Here is a 16,555-nt window from a genome sequence, read left to right as displayed (position 1 = left end):
TACCGCGCCTCAGCGCACGGCCAGTTGCTGCAGGATTTCGCGGTCGATGAGCTTCAGCGGCACGGACTTCTCCACGCCGCCTCGCTTGACGGCTTCTTTCGGCATGCCGTAGACGACGCAGCTGTCCTCGTCCTGCGCGACGGTGCGCGCGCCCGCCTTGCGCATCTCGAGCAGGCCGGCGGCGCCGTCGTCGCCCATGCCCGTCATGATGACGCCCAGCGCGTTCGCGCCCGCGTGCTTGGCGACGGAGCGGAACAGCACGTCGACGGACGGGCGGTGGCGGTTCACGAGCGGGCCGTCGATGACGTCCACGCAGTATTGCGCGCCGTCGCGGCGCAGCAGCATGTGCTTGCCGCCGGGGGCGATCAGCGCGCGGCCCGGCAGGACGCGGTCGCCGTGGCGCGCCTCGCGCACGTCGATCTGGCACAGGCCGTTCAGGCGCTCGGCGAATGCGGCCGTGAATTTTTCCGGCATGTGCTGGACGATGACGATGCCGGGCGTGACGCGCGGCAGCTGCGTGAGGACTTCTTCCAGCGCCAGCGTGCCCCCGGTCGACGTGCCGATCGCGACGACGCGCTCCGTCGTGCGCAGCAGCCCCCGTCCTTCCGCCGCCGCCGGGAGCACGGCGTCGGCCGTCAGCTTCGCGGGCACGGGCGCGCTCGGGCGCGCGACGCGCGCGGCGAGGCGGCGCACGTCGACCTGCGCGGCGGCGCGCACGGCCGCGACCAGTTCGGCCGCGCTGTCGGCGAGAAAGTCCTTCAGGCCCAGCTTCGGCTTCGTGATGATCGAGACCGCGCCCGCGGCCAGCGCCGCCATCGTCGTCTCGGCGCCTTTTTCCGTCAGGGTGGAGCAGATCACGACGGGTGTCGGCCGCTCCGCCATGATCTTCCTGAGGAACGTGATGCCGTCCATGCGCGGCATTTCCACGTCCAGTACGATCACGTCGGGCCACGCCAGCTTCATGCGCTCGATCGCGAGCAGCGGATCGGACACGGCATGCAGCAGCCGCACGCCAGGCGCGGCCTGCAGCATCTCGCCCACGACCTTGCGCACGACGGCCGAGTCGTCGACCACCATCACGTCGATCGTCTTCATGCGGGTTTGCGGTACACGGAAGGGATCACGGGGCGCAGCACGTCACCGAGTTCCTGCAGGCTCTCGGAGTGGCCGATGAACAGGTGCGTCCCCGGCTTCATGCGGCCCGCCACGCGCGTGACGACCTGGCGCTTGGTGTCGCCGTTAAAGTAGATCATCACGTTGCGCAGGAAGACGACGTCGAACGTGCCGAGGTCGCCGGGCAGCGGCGTGTTCAGGTTCACCTGGCGGAACTGCACGCGCGCACGCAGGGCGCGGTCGACGAGCAGCGTGCCCTGCTGGTCGCGCACGCCCTTGAGGCAGTAGCGGCGCAGGTAATCCTGCGGAACGTGGGTCGCCCGTTCCATCGGGTAGTGGGCCGCGCGGGCGCGCTGCAGCACGCGCGTGCTGATGTCGGACGCCACGATCTCCCACGGCGCCGTCCCCAGCACGTCGTCCAGCACCATCGCGATGCTGTACGGTTCCTCGCCGGACGAGCAGGCCGCGCTCCATACGCGGAACGGCGTGCCCGCCTTCGCGCTGCGCCGCGCCGCGTCCGCCGCCTCGCGCAACAGTTCGAAGTGGCGCGCCTCGCGGAAGAAATAGGTCTCGTTCGTCGTCAGCAGGTCGACGGCGACCTGCACCTCGTCCTTGTGCGCGCCGTCCGTCAGCAGGCGGAAGTAGGCGTCGTACGAGGGCAGGCCGAAGTGCTGGACGCGCTTCGCGAGGCGGCCGCTGACGAGCGCCTTCTTCGAATCGGACATCGAGATGCCGGCGATGTCGAAGATGAAGCGCGCGAAGCGTGCGAACTCGCCCTGGCTGATCGCAACGGGCTGCATGGGCGCTTCAGGCCAGCGCGGCGTCGGCGGGCGCCAGGTCGGGCAGGCCGTCGAGCGCCAGTACCGTGTCGGCGTCGAGCAGGATGACGAACTTGCCGTTCACCTTGCCCATGCCGGCGATGAAGTCGCCGCGGATGCGCGTGCCGAACGACGGCGCAGGTTCGATGTCGGACGCGGGGATGTCCAGCACGGCGCTGACGGCGTCGACGACGACACCCGTCAGCTGGCGCTGGCCGTCCGCTTCCAGCTCGACGATGACGATGCAGGTGCGCTTGCCGGGCACCGTCTGCGCGCGGCCGAAGCGCGCGGCGAGGTCCATCACGGGCACGACGGCGCCGCGCAGGTTGATCACGCCGCGGATCGATTCCGGCATCATCGGCACCTCCGTGATGCCGGCAAATTCGATGATCTCCTTCACGGCCATGATGCCGATGCCGAAGGCTTCTCCGCCGAGCATGAAGGTCAGGTATTGCGCGGCCTGGCTGGCGGCCGCCGCGCTCGTGTCTTGGTTCGTGTGCTTCATTCGTTCACCATGCGATCAAAAGTGCGTAAAGTTCGCTTCGTCCGGCTCGGCCTGCGCGGCGGCGGCACCGGCCAGGCGCAGCGTGCTGCGCTTGGGCGTGCGCGGCGCGCGAGGGCGCGCGGCCGCGCCGCGCGCGTCGCCCGCGAGCGTGAAGAACGACATCGCCTGCTGCAGCTGCTCGGCCTGGGAACTCATCTCCTCGGCGGTGGACGCCAGCTCTTCGGAACTGGATGCGTTCTGCTGCGTGGTCTGCGACAGCTGGCCCACGGCGGCATTGATCTGGGCGACGCCGGACGACTGTTCCTCCGACGCGGCCGTGATTTCCTGCACGAGGTCGGACGTCTTGCGGATGCTCGGCACCATCTCGTCGAGCAGCCTGCCGGCCTGCTCGGCGAGCGCCACGCTGTTCGTCGCCACTTCGCCGATCTCCTGCGCCGCGACCTGGCTCCGTTCGGCCAGCTTCCTCACTTCGGCCGCGACGACGGCGAAGCCCTTGCCGTGTTCGCCGGCACGTGCCGCCTCGATGGCGGCGTTCAGTGCCAGCAGATTGGTCTGGTACGCGATGTCGTCGATGATGCCGATCTTCTTGGCGATCTGGTTCATCGCGGCCACGGTCTCCTTGACGGCGGCACCGCCTTCGGCCGCTTCCGTCGCGGCCTTGGTCGCCATGCCGTCCGTGACCTTCGCGTTCTCCGTGTTCTGCGCGATCGACGCCGTCATCTGCTCGATCGACGCGCTCGTCTCCTCGACGCCGGCCGCCTGTTCGCTGGACGCCTGCGACAGCGACTGCGCGGTGGCGCTCACTTCTTCCGACGCGCTGGCGAGGGCGTCGGCCGCGCAGTTCACTTCGGACACGACCTGCGCCAGCTTGGCGACGGTATCGTTCGCGTATTCCTTCAGCTTCGCGAATTCGCCTTCATAGTGCTTGTCGATGCGGCGCGTGAGGTCGCCCTCGGACAGGGCGCCCATCACGCGCACGACGTCCTCGATGGCGGCGTCGATGGTCGCGACGAGCTGGTTCAGGCCATCGCCCATCTCTTTCTGGAAGCCCTGCAGGCCGGCCAGCTCGACGCGCTCGCCGAAGTCGCCCCGGTTCGCCGCCTGCACCACGCGGCGCTGGCCGTCGATGACCTGGCCGAGCTTGGCCACCGTGTTGTTCGTGTATTCCTTCAGCTCGCCGAACGCACCCTGGTACGCCTTGTCGATCTGCTTCGACAGATCGCCTTGCGACACGGCGCCCATCACGCGCACGACGTCGCCGATGGTCGCGCCGGTGGTCGTCACCAGCCGGTTCAGGCCTTCGCCCATCTCTTTCTGGAAGCCCTGCAAGCCGGCCAGGTCGACGCGTACTTCGAAATCGCCGCGGTTCGCCGCTTCCACGACGGCGCGCTGCCCCTCGATCACTTGCTGCAGCTTGGCCACCATGCTCTTGACGGCGAAGAGCATGCTGCCGGTGTCGCCTGCCTTCGTGTCGATGGCGACGTCCAGGTCGCCGCCCGCAATGCGTGCCATGACGGTGCCGGCGTAGGCGGGCTCGCCGCCGAGCTGCGCGAGCAGGTTGCGGGTGATGAAGAAGCCGAGCAGGCCCACCGCTGCCAGCGTGACCACGGCAAACGCGAGCGACGTCAGTTCCGCCGCACTCTGGATGGCAACGGCGGTCGCGCCGCCCTGCTTGGCCAGTTGCTCGTTGTAGCCGCGATGCTCGCGGAACGCGTCCCAGTTCTTGTCGGCGACCGGGCCGTTCGCGAAGAGCATGTCGCGGGCTTCCACGTTCTTGTTGGCGCGCGAAAGCTTCAACGCGTCGTCCACCATCCTCGAATACGCCGTAAAGGCTTCGCGGTCGGCCGCGAGCAGGCTCTTGTCCTTGTCGTCGGACAGCAGGGATTCGTACTTCTTGAGCGCCTCGTCGACCTTGCTGCGATGGAGGGCGATCTGCTCGTCGATCGCCGCCATCCTGGTGGCGTCGGTCTGCGTGACGTGCTGCCAGACGCGGGTCCGCATCAGGGCCAGGTGCTCGAACGCCTCGTCGAGCGCGATGAAGCTGGGCACGGAATTGACGGTGCCGTAGCTCGCGGCGTCGTAGACGCGGGCGATCTGGTAGCGCCCGATGGCCGCCAGCGCGACGATGCCGACGAGCGCCGCCAGCACGAGCAGCGTCATCCTTTTTACGACTGTCATGGTGTTCCTCTATCTCTCTTGGTGTATCGATGGTCCGATCAGAACCGCGTGAAGCTGGCCTCATCGGGTGCTGCTGCGGCGGCGAGGACCTGTCCCGCGAGCGATTTCGCGCTGCGCCGCTTCGCCGGGCTGCCCTTGAACGGCTGGGCGACCCCGCCGTCCTGCATGCGCTGTCCGGCGTCGAGCTTGAAGAACGCCATCGACTGCTGCAGCTGCTCGGCCTGGGAACTCATCTCTTCGGCGGTGGACGCCAGCTCTTCGGAACTGGATGCGTTCTGCTGCGTGGTCTGCGACAGCTGGCCCACGGCGGCATTGATCTGGGCGACGCCGGACGACTGTTCCTCCGACGCGGCCGTGATTTCCTGCACGAGGTCGGACGTCTTGCGGATGCTCGGCACCATCTCGTCGAGCAGCTTGCCGGCCTGCCCGGCGAGCGCCACGCTGTTCGTCGCCACTTCGCCGATTTCCTGCGCCGCGACCTGGCTCCGTTCGGCCAGCTTCCTCACCTCGGCCGCCACGACGGCGAAGCCCTTGCCGTGTTCGCCGGCGCGCGCCGCCTCGATGGCGGCGTTCAGTGCCAGCAGATTGGTCTGGTACGCGATGTCGTCGATGATGCCGATCTTCTTGGCGATCTGGTTCATCGCGGCCACGGTCTCCTTGACGGCCGCGCCGCCTTCGGCCGCTTCCGTCGCGGCCTTGGTCGCCATGCCGTCGGTGACCTTCGCGTTCTCCGTGTTCTGCGCGATCGACGCCGTCATCTGCTCGATCGACGCGCTCGTCTCCTCGACGCCGGCCGCCTGTTCGCTGGACGCCTGCGACAGCGACTGCGCGGTGGCGCTCACTTCTTCCGACGCGCTGGCGAGGGCGTCGGCCGCGCAGTTCACTTCGGACACGACCTGCGCCAGCTTGTCGACGGTATCGTTCGCGTATTCCTTCAGCTTGCCGAATTCGCCTTCATAGTGCTTGTCGATGCGGCGCGTGAGGTCGCCCTCGGACAGGGCGCCCATCACGCGCACGACGTCGTCGATGGAATCGCGCGTCGTCGCCACGAGCTGGTTCAGGCCTTCGCCCATCTCCTTCTGGAAGCCTTGCAGGCCCGCGAGGTCGGTACGCACGTCGAAGTTGCCGCGGTTGGCCGCTTCCACGACGCGCTTCTGGCCGTCGATCACTTGCGACAGCTTGGCGATCATGTCCTTCATCGAGCGCAGCAACTGGCCCGTCTCGTCCGTCGACGTCGCGTCGATCTTGATCGCCAAGTCGCCTTCGGCCAGGCTGTTGGCAGCCCGCACGGCCGTGTCGAGCGGGCGGGTGACGCTGCGGCTGATGGCATAGCCGAGCGCGACGCCGAGCGCGAGGCCCGCCGCGATGGCGGCGAGCATGAACGTGCGGCTCGTCTTGTACAGCACGGACGTCTCTTCCGCCGTGGTCTTCGCGTTGTCTTCCTTGAGGTTGGTGAGCTCCGTCATCGCGTCGTCGAGCTTGTCGACGATCACGCGCACGTCCTTCATCGCATATTCGGCGGACTGGCGGTCCTGCTGGTGCAGCTGGCCGGACGCCTCCTCCTTCTTGGCCATGGCGATGATCTTGTCCTGCGCCTCGAGGTAGACCTTGTAGTCGGCTTCCAGCGTCGCGAATTTCTGCTTGCCGGCTTCCGTGTAGAACAGCGGCCGCGCCTTGTCCAGGTTCGTGCGCATCAGTTCGCGCGCCTTCATCAGCGCGTCCAGGTAGGGCGCCGCTTCGACCGACGGCATCGTCTGCGCGAGCAGGTAGTTGCGGATGGCGCGCGCCTGGTAGATCAGGTCGATGTTGGCTTCCTTCGTGTACGACACGCCCTGCAGCTCGCGCACGTACATCTGGTCCGCCATGTCGTTGATCTTGCTGGCGTTGGTGATGCCGATGACGCCGACGACGGCGCTGATGGCCGCGACGACCACGAAGCCGCCGATCAGGCGGACGCCGATCTTCACATTATTGAACATGGTGGTTTCCTTTAAAACCGGGTGAAATTCGTGTCATCCACCGTCTCGGTGGCGAAGGCGAGGGCGCCGTGGCCGGCCGCGCGCGTAGCGAGCGTCGTCGCCGACGCCTGCCGTTTCGGGGCGCGGTGCCCGGCCATCGTACCGGCGCGGGGCTGGCCGGCCAGCTTGAAGAAGGCCATGGCCTGCTGCAGTTGCTCGGCCTGGGAACTCATCTCCTCGGCCGTCGCCGCCAGCTCTTCGGAACTGGACGCGTTCTGCTGCGTCGTCTGGCTCATCTGGCCGACGGCTGCGTTGATCTGGCCGACGCCGGCCGACTGTTCTTCCGACGCCGCGGTGATTTCCTGCACGAGGTCGGACGTCTTGCGGATGTTCGGCACCATGCGGTCGAGCAGGGTGCCCGCGCGCTCCGCCAGTTCCACGCTGTTCGTCGCCACTTCGCCGATTTCCTGCGCCGCCACCTGGCTGCGTTCCGCAAGCTTCCTCACCTCGGCCGCGACGACGGCGAAGCCCTTGCCGTGTTCCCCGGCGCGGGCCGCTTCGATGGCGGCGTTCAGCGCCAGCAAATTCGTCTGGTACGCGATGTCGTCGATGATGCCGATCTGCTTGGCGATGCGCCGCATCGCGGCCACCGTCGCCTTGACGGCGTCGCCGCCTTCGGCCGCTTCGCGCGCGGCCTGCGCGGCCATGCCGTCCGTGACGCGGGCGTTTTCCGTGTTCTGCGCGATCGATGCCGTCATCTGTTCCAGCGAGGCGCTCGTTTCCTCGACGCCGGACGCCTGTTCCGAGGCGGCCTGCGACAGCGCCTGCGCCGTCGCGCTGACCTGCTCGGAGGCGGATGCGAGCGACTGCGCGCCGCCGTTCACGTCGCCGACGACCTGCGTCAGCTTCGCTACCATGTTCTTCATGGCAGCCAGCAACTGGCCCGCCTCGTCGCGCGCGGTGGCGGGGATGTCCACCGTGAGGTCGCCGGCCGCGAGGCGGTCGGCCGCGGCGACGGCCACGCGCAGCGGGCGGGTCACGGACAAGGTGATCAAGGTGGCGACGCACACGGCGAGCAGCGCGGCGCCGGCCGTGATGGCCAGCAGGAGGCGGTGTGTTTCTTCGTAGTTCCGGGCCGCTTCGTCGGCCACCGTCTGCATCTTCTCCGACTGGTGCCTGGCCAGTTCGTCCACGGCCTCGATCAGCGCGCGGTTCTGCGGGATGTAGTCCTTGCCGACATAGTCGATGGCGCGCTGGCGGTCGGTGCGCACGAAGCCGTAGAACGTCGCATACGTCGATTCCAGCGCAGCGTGCTTCTCGGTGATCTGCTTCAGGAGCTTCTTGCCGGTCTCGCTGGCGACGAGCTTCGTCAGGTCGGCGATGCGCGCATTGGTGTCGCCGCGCAGCTGCTCGACCACCTTGCGGTAGCGTTCGACTTCCGCCTCGTCGTTCGTCAGCAGCATGCCGCGCATCTGGCGCGGCACGTCGACGACGTCGCGGATCAGGTCCTTGGCGATGGCGACCTTCGGATAGGCGTCCGCCGTGATGTAGGCGGTGGCCTGGTGCATCGCGGCCATGCGGTTCGTGGCCAGCAGCGCAAGCGCGAGCAGCAGCATGAGTACCGCACCGAAGCCGAGGCCCAGCCGGATACCGATTTTCAGATTCTTAAGCACGATGGCTCTCCACTTCGGATGAGTAAAACAGCGGTGCGTCAGGCCGCCGCGGCCTGGCTTTCGGATTCGACGCCGGCCAGCAGCGCCGCCATGTCGAGGATCAGCGCGACGTCGCCGTTGCCGAGGATCGAGGACCCGGACAGGAAGCGCGCGCCGGCGAACACCTTGCCGAGCGGCTTGATGACGGTCTGGAATTCGCCCAGCAGCGTGTCGACGACGAGGCCCGCCTTGCGGCCGCCGTAGCGCACGACGACGACGCTGCGGCGCCGGGCCGGTGCGCCGGCAATGCCGAAGCGCTCGCGCAGGCGCACGAAGGGCAGGGGTTGGCCGCGCAGGTCGACCCAGTCGCGGCCGGGCTGCTCGTGGAACTCGACGCATTCCTCGACCATCTCCATCGGGATCACGAACACGGATTTGCCGACGCCGACCTGGAAACCGTTGATGATCGCGAGCGTGAGAGGCAGGCGCACCGTCACGGTGGTGCCGACGCCTTCCGTGCTGGCGACGTCCACGCTGCCGCGCAGCGCGACGATGTTGCGCTTGACCACGTCCATGCCGACCCCGCGGCCGGACAGGTTCGTGACCTGCTCCGCCGTCGAGAAGCCGGGTTCGAAGATCAGGTTGAAGATTTCCTTGTCGGACAGCTGGCGGCCCGGCTCGACGAGGCCGCGCTCGACCGCCTTGGCGAGGATGCGGTCCCGTTTCAGGCCGCCGCCGTCGTCCGACACTTCGATCACGATGCTGCCGGAGTCGTGGTAGGCGTTCAAGGTCACGGAGCCTTGCGCCGGCTTGCCGCGCGCGGCGCGCACGTCGGCCGGCTCGATGCCGTGGTCCATGGCGTTGCGCACGAGGTGCGTGAGCGGGTCGCCGATCTTCTCGACGACGGTCTTGTCCAGCTCCGCGTCCTCGCCGCTGACGTCGAGGCGGATGTCCTTGCCCAGCTCGCGCGCCACGTCGTGCACGACGCGCTGGAAGCGGTTGAACGTGGCGCCGATCTTTACCATGCGCAGCTGCAGCGCGCTGTCGCGCACTTCCTCGACGAGGCCCGACAAGGTCGATGTGCACTCGAGCAGTTCGGGAATCTGCGTGCGGCGCGCCACGAGGTTGGCGCCGGCGCCCGCGATGATCAGCTCTCCCACGAGGTTGATCAGGCGGTCCAGCTTGTCCGCGTCCACGCGCACGGAGCGGTTTTCCTGCTGCGGGCGCGCTTCCGGCGCCTGGCGCTGCTTGGCGAGGGCCGCTTCGACGACGGGCGCGTGCACCGTGCGCTGGTCGACGAGGATTGCGCCGATCGGCGCCGCTTGCGCACCGGCTGCTTGCTGCGCGGCCAGCGCCTGCTCCAGCTCGTGCGCCGTGATGCTGCCGCAGCGTACGAGCATCTGCCCCAGGCGCTCGCGCTGCGCGGGCGCTTCGTCGAGCCACGCGAGGTATTCCGCGACGCGGCTTTCGGGCGGCAGGATGCGGATGGCGCAGTCGTCGCGCACGAAGTCGAACACGGCGTCGATGGTGGCCTTGTCGGCGGAGCTGACGAAGCCGATCTCGAAGCCGAGGTAGCACGACTCGGGGTCGAACGAGTCCGCGTCGGGCAGGTCGTCGGCGAGCGTTGCGACGCCCGTGATGGTCCCCAGCTGGCCCAGGTAGCGGATGAACGACAGCGGGTCCATGCCGTTGCGCAGCACGTCGCGGCCGAAGCGCAGCGAGATGTGCCAGTGGCCGGCGCCGCCGGCCGACTGCGCATCGGCTGCCGCAGCATCGGCTGGCGCAGCATCGGCTGCCGCAGCATCGGCTGGCGGTGCTGCCGTGCTGCCCAGGTAGCCCTGCAGCGCGGCGACCAGCGGCGCGCCCGCGTCGGCGAGGGCGGCGTTGCCGTCCAGGGTGCCGCCCTCCACGGCATCGACGAGCGCGCCGATGTGGTCGCGGCAGGCGAGCAGCAGCGCGACGAGGTCGTCGCCGATGGGAATCGCGCCGTCGCGCACCTTGTCGAGGACGCTCTCGGCCACGTGCGTGAATGCGACGACGGGATCGAGGCCGAACATGCCGGCCGAGCCCTTGATCGTGTGCGCCGCGCGGAAGATCGCGTTGACGGCTTCCGGACCGTCCTGCGCGACGGCGAGCAGCGCGCCTTCCATCTGCTCCAGCAACTCGCGGCTCTCGGCGATGAAGGTGTGCGTCACCTGGTCGATGTCGAAGCTCATGCGGTGTCTCCGTCGGGCGAGAGGCCGAGCAGCGCGAACGTGTCGCGCACGGCGGGGGCGGCGTGCGGCAGGGTCAGCGTCTTGCCCAGTCGCGCGGCGTCGCGCCGGGCCACGAGCAGCAACTGCACGCCGGCGCAGTCGAATTCCGTCACGCCGGACAGGTCGAACGCGGGCGCGTCCATCGTGCGCACGGCGTCCAGCAGCACGGGTTTCAGTTCCGCGGCGCGGTAGATCGTCAGCTCGCCCTCGACCGCCAGGCATGCGACGGCCCCTTGGCACGTTTCGCCAATATTCATCGGATACTCCAGTAATGCCGGCAGGGCCGGCGGCGGGATCAGGACAGGGTCAGCTTCTGCACGGCCGCCAGCAGGGCCTCGGGCTTGAACGGCTTGACCATCCACGCTTTCGCGCCGGCGGCCTTGCCCTGTTCCTTCTTGTCTTCCTGCGATTCCGTCGTCAGCATCAGCACGGGCGTGAACTTGTACGCGGGACGCGTCTTCAGTTCGCGCACGAACGAGATGCCGTCCATGTTCGGCATGTTCACGTCGCTGATGATGAGGTTGACCTTCTGCCCGGTCAGCTTGGCCAGGGCATCCTTGCCGTCGACGCCTTCGATGACGTCATAGCCGGCCTGCTTGAGCGCGATGCCGACGACCTGGCGGATCGACAGGGAGTCGTCCACTACCATGATGGTTTTTGCCATGGGTGTTCCTAGAAAAATGTGATCTCTTCGGCCGGCTGTGCGGCGGGCCGCGCGCCATCCTTGTGGAGCGTGCGCTCTTCCGCCATCGCGTACGTGCTTTCCAGTTCCGCGAGCAGCGTGCGCGCGTCGAGCGGCCGCGGCGCCGGGCCGTCCTGCGCCTGCTCGTCGAGCCACGAAGGCAGGCGGGCGATGTTCTCGCGCACGTGCGACAGGATCTGGCTCACGCGGTCCTGGAACTGCAGTTGGACGAGTGCGTCCGCGACTTCCGCCTGGATGCCGGCGCTCTCGCGCTGCAGCAGGTCGGACGACGTCACGAGGGCATCCGTCACGCCGCGCAGCGACCCAAGCACGTTGCCGATCATCTGGCCGGACGCTTCGACGGCGCGCGTTTCCTCGCGCATCGATTCGCCGGCCGCGCGGCACGTCGTGTCGATGGCGGCGCTGATCCGGCCCACTTGTTCCGCGATGTGCTTGCCCGCGTCGGCCGAACGGTTCGACAGCATGCGCACCTCGTTCGCGACGACGGCGAATCCGCGCCCGGCCTCGCCCGCGCGGGCCGCCTCGATCGCGGCGTTCAGCGCCAGCAGGTTCGTCTGCCAGGCGATGCTCGCGACGTCCGCGGCCATCGCCTGCAAGTGCGCCGTGACTGCCTGCAGGCCTTCGATCTTGGACAGCATCTGCTGCTTGCTGACGGCGGCGCCGGCCAGCATGTCCAGCAGCGACCGCAATTCCTTCTCGCTCGCGGCGAACACGTCGACGATGTCGGCGCCGTTGCCACCGTGGCGCGCGGCGCCCGAGGCGGCGAGGGCTTGTTCCAGCCGCGTGACGATGCCGGAGAAACGCCCGACGAGCGTGACGACGGCCGTTTCCATCTGGTCGCGCGACGCGTCGATGTGCGACGTCCACACGTCGGCGACGTCGGCGCTGAACGCGCGGCGGCTGGCCAGGTAGTCGTCGTGGGTCGATGCGGCGGTGGTCTGCGGCGCGGCCGTGCGCCACACGGCGATCGCGCCGCCTGCCAGCAGCGCGGCGGACGGCAGCCAGCCGTGCCACTGCCAGCCCGCGAGCGGGACGATGATGCACGCCGCGGCGCAGGCCACGATCAGCGGGGAATATGTGTGCAGGGTGCGTAAGTGCGGCACGCGGCGCTCCGTTCGGTCGGTCGATGTTCGGTATGAGGCGGCGGTGCGTAGTGACACCGCTGGAACAGATCATTGCAGAAAGAGTTGCCGTGCCGCAAGCTTTCGTCGACACAATTTTGAGCGTTGGTGGCGGAAACGATACAAGTCGCGGTGATTCGCTAAGCCATTGTTATTCATGGCCTTTTTGTCTATCCGGCCAAGTCGTTGCGAGTGTGTCAATGGCCCGATCAGCAATGTTGTCGGGTCATTATTTAACAAATCGCGGGGCGGACGGCGGAGAACGAGGGAAGACGGATGCCGGCGCCACGAACGGGCGCCGGCGGGGGGACGAAGGCTGATCAGCGCTTCAGCTGCGACAGGTCGCGCACGGCGCCGCGGTCGGCGGACGTCGTCAGCGCGGCGTACGCGCGCAGCGCTTGCGACACGGCGCGCTCGCGGTTCACGGGCTGCCAGGCGGCGTCGCCGCGGGCGTCCATCGCGGCGCGGCGGTGCGCCAGCTCCTCGGCCGTCACGCGCAGGTTGATCGTGCGGTTCGGGATGTCGATGTCGATCGTGTCGCCTTCCTCGACGAGGCCGATGGCGCCGCCTTCGGCCGCTTCCGGCGACGCGTGGCCGATCACGAGGCCGGACGAGCCGCCCGAGAAGCGCCCGTCCGTGAACAGCGCGCACGCCTTGCCGAGGCCCTTCGACTTGATGTACGACGTCGGGTACAGCATCTCCTGCATGCCCGGACCGCCTTTCGGGCCTTCGTAGCGGATGATGACGACGTCGCCCGCGTGCACGGTGTCGCCCAGGATGCCTTCGACGGCGGCGTCCTGGCTTTCGAATACGCGTGCTTTACCCGAGAACTTCAGGATGCTTTCGTCGACGCCCGCCGTTTTGACGATGCAGCCTTTCTCGGCGATGTTCCCGTACAGGACCGCGAGGCCGCCGTCCTGCGAATACGCGTGCGCGCGGTCGCGGATGCAGCCCTGCGCGCGATCGAGGTCGGCGCTGTCGAAGCGCTCGGCCTGCGAGAACGCGACCTGCGTCGGCACGCCGCCCGGCGCCGCGCGGAACAGCGTGTGCACGGCCTGGTCGTCGCTGCGCTTGATGTCGTACTTCTCGATCGCGGCGCCCAGCGTGGGCGAGTGCACCGTCGGCAGCGACGTGTCCAGCAGGCCGGCGCGCGCCAGTTCGCCGAGGATCGCGACGATGCCGCCCGCGCGGTGCACGTCCTCGATGTGGTATTTGTTCGTCATCGGCGCGACCTTGCACAGGCACGGCACGTTGCGCGAGATGCGGTCGATGTCGGCCATCGTGAACTCGACGCCCGCCTCGTGCGCGGCGGCCAGCAGGTGCAGCACCGTGTTGGTGGAACCGCCCATCGACACGTCCAGCGCCATCGCGTTCTCGAACGCGGCCTTCGTGGCGATGTTGCGCGGGAGGATGCTGTAGTCGTCGCCTTCGTAGTGGCGCTTCGCGAGGTCGACGATCAGGCGGCCCGCGCGCAGGAACAGTTCCTTGCGGTCGGCGTGCGTGGCGACGATCGTGCCGTTACCCGGCAGCGACAGGCCCAGCGCCTCGGTCAGGCAGTTCATCGAGTTCGCCGTGAACATGCCGGAGCACGAGCCGCACGTGGGACAGGCCGAGCGCTCGACTTCGGCCACGTCGGCGTCGGAGATGTTGGCGTCGCCGGCCTGGATCATCGCGTCCACGAGGTCCAGCTTGATGATCTTCTTGTCGTTGTTGACGACCTTGACCACTTTGCCCGCTTCCATCGGACCGCCGGACACGAACACGGTCGGGATGTTGATGCGCATGGCGGCCATCAGCATGCCCGGCGTGATCTTGTCGCAGTTCGAGATGCAGACCATCGCGTCGGCGCAATGGGCGTTGACCATGTACTCGACGGAGTCGGCGATCAGGTCGCGCGACGGCAGCGAGTACAGCATGCCGCCGTGGCCCATGGCGATGCCGTCGTCGACGGCGATCGTGTTGAATTCCTTGGCGACGCCGCCCGCCGCTTCGATCTCGCGCGCGACGAGCTGGCCCAGGTCCTTCAGGTGCACGTGGCCCGGCACGAACTGCGTGAACGAGTTGACGACGGCGATGATCGGCTTGTCGAAGTCGCCATCCTTCATGCCGGTCGCGCGCCACAGGGCGCGCGCACCCGCCATGTTGCGGCCTTGGGTCGTGGTATGGGAACGGTAAGTCGGCATGGTGTCTCCTTGGTAATCCTAAAAACCTTAGAGTGCCGTCTCGGCGGCAAGTTGTCCAATATATGATTCGGTGGGCTGTGATATGTGTTTCATATCACAGTCTGGCAATGAAAAAGCAGCCCGGAGGCTGCCTTGATGTTTCGGATAACCTGGACGTTTGGTGGGCTCGTCTCATTTGAGGCCCCGGCCTCGAATGCCCACCCTACGGCGTTGTCTTGATGCGTATGATGCTGGCGTAGGGTGGGCACCCCGCGCCCACCATGGCGTATCACCACCACATGCCGTAGATCGTGGCCAGCGCGACGCAGATGACAGCCGAGCCGAGCGCAAACGCACCGTCGACCTTGAACAGCTTCGTATCGACGATCAGCGCTTTCACTTTACCGCGAGCGAACACGGTGGACAGCAGCACCATGCCGGCAACGACGAGCCAGAACACGATGAACATGCGGTCCAGGAACGGGATCTCGTAGACACCGCTGCCGTTGTCGTGGGCGAAGCCGATGGGCGCCAGGAACGACAGGTCCATCATCGTCGGCAGGAACTTCAGGATGATCGAGAACACGAGGCCGCCGATGGTGGCGAACATCGCCGCGCTGGACGTCGTCTTTTTCCAGAAGAAGCCCAGCAGGAACATGGCGAGGATGCCCGGCGAGACGAAGCCCGTGTATTCCTGGATGTACTGGAAGCCGCCTTTCTTGTCGATGCCCATCAGCGGGGCGATCACGACGGCCAGCAGCATCGACACGACGACGGTGACGCGGCCGATCCACACCATTTTCTTCTCCGTGACGTCCGGATGCAGGCGCTTCTGGTAGATGTCGAGGGTGAAGATGGTGGCGATGGAATTCGCCTTGCCGGCCAGCGACGCGACGACGGCGGCCGTCAGCGCGGCGAACGCGATGCCTTTCAGGCCCGACGGCAGCATGGCCAGCAGGGTCGGATAGGCGCGGTCCGGATTCAGTTCGCCGCCGACGCGCATGGCGTCGCCCAGCACGCCGGCACGGTCCAGCGCGAACGCGGCGATGCCCGGCATGACGACGATCATCGGCATCAGGAGCTTCAGGAATGCGGCGAACAGCAGGCCTTTGCGGGCGGTCGGCAGGTCGGCGCCGAGGGCGCGCTGCGTGATGTACTGGTTGCAGCCCCAGTAGTTCAGGTTGACGATCCACATGCCGCCGATCAGCGTCGACAGGCCCGGCAGGTCCATGTAGTTCTTGTTGTCGCGGCCCAGCACCATCTGGAAGTGGTCGCGCGTCGTGTCGTACAACGTGGTGAAGCCCTGCATGGCGCCGTGGCCGTGGCCCAGTTTCGCGACGAGGTCCAAGGCGAGCCACGTGGTCACGAGGCCGCCGATGACGAGGCAGGTCACCTGGATGACGTCCGTGTAGCCGATGACCTTCATGCCGCCCAGGGTGATGATGGCGGCGAAGACGGCGAGGAACAGCATGCACGGGAATACGCCGATGCCGGTGACGCTGCCGATGGCGAGTGCGCCCAGGTACAGGATCGAGGTCAGGTTGACGACGACGTACAGGCCGAGCCAGAACAGCGCCATCGTCGTGGCGACGGCCTTGCCGTAGCGCTGCTCGAGGAACTGGGGCATCGTGTAGATGTGGTTCTTCAAATAGACCGGCATGAAGAACACGGCGACGATGACGAGGGTGGCGGCGGCCATCAGTTCGTACACGGCAATCGCCATGCCGATGCGGAAGCCCGAACCGCTCATGCCGATGAACTGCTCGGCGGAGATGTTGGAGGCGATCAGCGATGCGCCGATGGCCCACCACGTGAGCGAGCCTTCGGCCAGGAAGTAGTCGTGCGAGGCCGAGGTGTTCGCGCCGCTTTTGTGGAAATTTTTGCGGCGGTAGACCCACAGGCCATAGCCGGCGACGACGACGAAATACACAAGGAAGACAATGGAGTCTAGGCTGGAGATCAGGTTCATGAGAGTGTCTCGTATGGCAAAAGGCGCTTGAACGAAGCCGCTTTCCGCTGGTTTGTTATATCGTCCGCCGACGCCGATCCGGGCCTGTTCCTGGCGGTCCGGCACGGCCGTCGGGCTGCCG

Annotated in this window: 12 protein-coding genes; all 12 read right to left on the bottom strand. The window is 67.4% G+C overall.

The annotated features are described in order from the left end of the window. Positions 1-9: 9 nt before the first annotated feature. The 12 genes from HAV22_RS04455 to HAV22_RS04400 all read right to left on the bottom strand — a co-directional run bounded on the left by HAV22_RS04455 (position 10) and on the right by HAV22_RS04400 (position 16,434). Positions 10-1,095: a protein-glutamate methylesterase/protein-glutamine glutaminase gene (locus HAV22_RS04455; protein ID WP_166856901.1), complete on the bottom strand. Its 1,086-nt coding sequence runs from the start codon at positions 1,093-1,095 to the stop codon at positions 10-12. Continuing rightward, positions 1,092-1,913 (bottom strand): CheR family methyltransferase, encoded by an 822-nt coding sequence (locus HAV22_RS04450; RefSeq protein ID WP_166856899.1) that lies wholly within the window; start codon positions 1,911-1,913, stop codon positions 1,092-1,094. Before HAV22_RS04450 ends, HAV22_RS04455 begins: the two co-directional genes overlap by 4 nt. A 7-nt stretch (positions 1,914-1,920) precedes the next feature. Further along, positions 1,921-2,436 (bottom strand): chemotaxis protein CheW, encoded by a 516-nt coding sequence (locus tag HAV22_RS04445; protein ID WP_166856897.1) that lies wholly within the window; start codon positions 2,434-2,436, stop codon positions 1,921-1,923. A 15-nt stretch (positions 2,437-2,451) separates the two neighbouring features. Beyond that, positions 2,452-4,614: a HAMP domain-containing methyl-accepting chemotaxis protein gene (locus tag HAV22_RS04440; protein WP_166856895.1), complete on the bottom strand. Its 2,163-nt coding sequence runs from the start codon at positions 4,612-4,614 to the stop codon at positions 2,452-2,454. A 38-nt stretch (positions 4,615-4,652) separates the two neighbouring features. After that, a complete protein-coding gene (locus tag HAV22_RS04435) occupies positions 4,653-6,593 on the bottom strand; it encodes a HAMP domain-containing methyl-accepting chemotaxis protein (RefSeq protein ID WP_166856893.1) in 1,941 nt (646 codons plus the stop codon). 11 nt (positions 6,594-6,604) lie between these two features. Further along, positions 6,605-8,245, bottom strand: a complete 1,641-nt coding sequence (locus tag HAV22_RS04430) for a methyl-accepting chemotaxis protein (RefSeq protein WP_371869533.1) — start codon at positions 8,243-8,245, stop codon at positions 6,605-6,607. Positions 8,246-8,283: 38 nt separating this feature from the next. Continuing rightward, positions 8,284-10,440: a chemotaxis protein CheA gene (locus HAV22_RS04425; RefSeq protein WP_166856891.1), complete on the bottom strand. Its 2,157-nt coding sequence runs from the start codon at positions 10,438-10,440 to the stop codon at positions 8,284-8,286. Further along, positions 10,437-10,736 carry an STAS domain-containing protein gene (locus HAV22_RS04420; protein ID WP_166856889.1) on the bottom strand — a complete coding sequence of 100 codons (300 nt, stop codon included), beginning with the start codon at positions 10,734-10,736 and terminating at the stop codon, positions 10,437-10,439. The genes HAV22_RS04425 and HAV22_RS04420 overlap by 4 nt, the downstream gene beginning before the upstream one ends. 38 nt (positions 10,737-10,774) lie before the next feature. Continuing rightward, on the bottom strand, positions 10,775-11,143 hold the full coding sequence (locus tag HAV22_RS04415; protein WP_166856887.1) for a response regulator: 369 nt from the start codon (positions 11,141-11,143) through the stop codon (positions 10,775-10,777). A gap of 8 nt (positions 11,144-11,151) precedes the next feature. Continuing rightward, the gene (locus HAV22_RS31780) at positions 11,152-12,285 is read right to left on the bottom strand and encodes a methyl-accepting chemotaxis protein (protein WP_371869532.1); all 1,134 of its coding nucleotides are present in this window, start codon (positions 12,283-12,285) and stop codon (positions 11,152-11,154) included. A 338-nt stretch (positions 12,286-12,623) separates the two neighbouring features. Continuing rightward, entirely contained in the window at positions 12,624-14,486 is a 1,863-nt protein-coding gene (gene ilvD / locus HAV22_RS04405; protein ID WP_166856885.1) for a dihydroxy-acid dehydratase, read from the bottom strand. 268 nt (positions 14,487-14,754) lie between these two features. Then, a complete protein-coding gene (locus HAV22_RS04400) occupies positions 14,755-16,434 on the bottom strand; it encodes a sodium:solute symporter family transporter (RefSeq protein WP_166856883.1) in 1,680 nt (559 codons plus the stop codon). Positions 16,435-16,555: the final 121 nt, after the last annotated feature.

This window comes from Telluria antibiotica, assembly GCF_011682055.1.
Classification (GTDB): Bacteria; Pseudomonadota; Gammaproteobacteria; order Burkholderiales; family Burkholderiaceae_D; genus Telluria; species Telluria antibiotica.
The sequence above is the reverse complement of the archived record's forward strand: the minus strand, read 5'-3'. Positions and strand labels throughout refer to the sequence as shown.

Bases quoted from the DNA above. Each gene is read 5' to 3' on its own strand.
- HAV22_RS04425 (WP_166856891.1), bottom strand. From the start codon at position 10,440: ATGAGCTTCGACATCGACCAGGTGACGCACACCTTCATCGCCGAGAGC.
- HAV22_RS04400 (WP_166856883.1), bottom strand. From the start codon at position 16,434: ATGAACCTGATCTCCAGCCTAGACTCCATTGTCTTCCTTGTGTATTTC.
- HAV22_RS04450 (WP_166856899.1), bottom strand. From the start codon at position 1,913: ATGCAGCCCGTTGCGATCAGCCAGGGCGAGTTCGCACGCTTCGCGCGC.
- HAV22_RS04435 (WP_166856893.1), bottom strand. From the start codon at position 6,593: ATGTTCAATAATGTGAAGATCGGCGTCCGCCTGATCGGCGGCTTCGTG.
- ilvD (WP_166856885.1), bottom strand. From the start codon at position 14,486: ATGCCGACTTACCGTTCCCATACCACGACCCAAGGCCGCAACATGGCG.
- HAV22_RS04440 (WP_166856895.1), bottom strand. From the start codon at position 4,614: ATGACAGTCGTAAAAAGGATGACGCTGCTCGTGCTGGCGGCGCTCGTC.
- HAV22_RS04415 (WP_166856887.1), bottom strand. From the start codon at position 11,143: ATGGCAAAAACCATCATGGTAGTGGACGACTCCCTGTCGATCCGCCAG.
- HAV22_RS04445 (WP_166856897.1), bottom strand. From the start codon at position 2,436: ATGAAGCACACGAACCAAGACACGAGCGCGGCGGCCGCCAGCCAGGCC.
- HAV22_RS04420 (WP_166856889.1), bottom strand. From the start codon at position 10,736: ATGAATATTGGCGAAACGTGCCAAGGGGCCGTCGCATGCCTGGCGGTC.
- HAV22_RS04455 (WP_166856901.1), bottom strand. From the start codon at position 1,095: ATGAAGACGATCGACGTGATGGTGGTCGACGACTCGGCCGTCGTGCGC.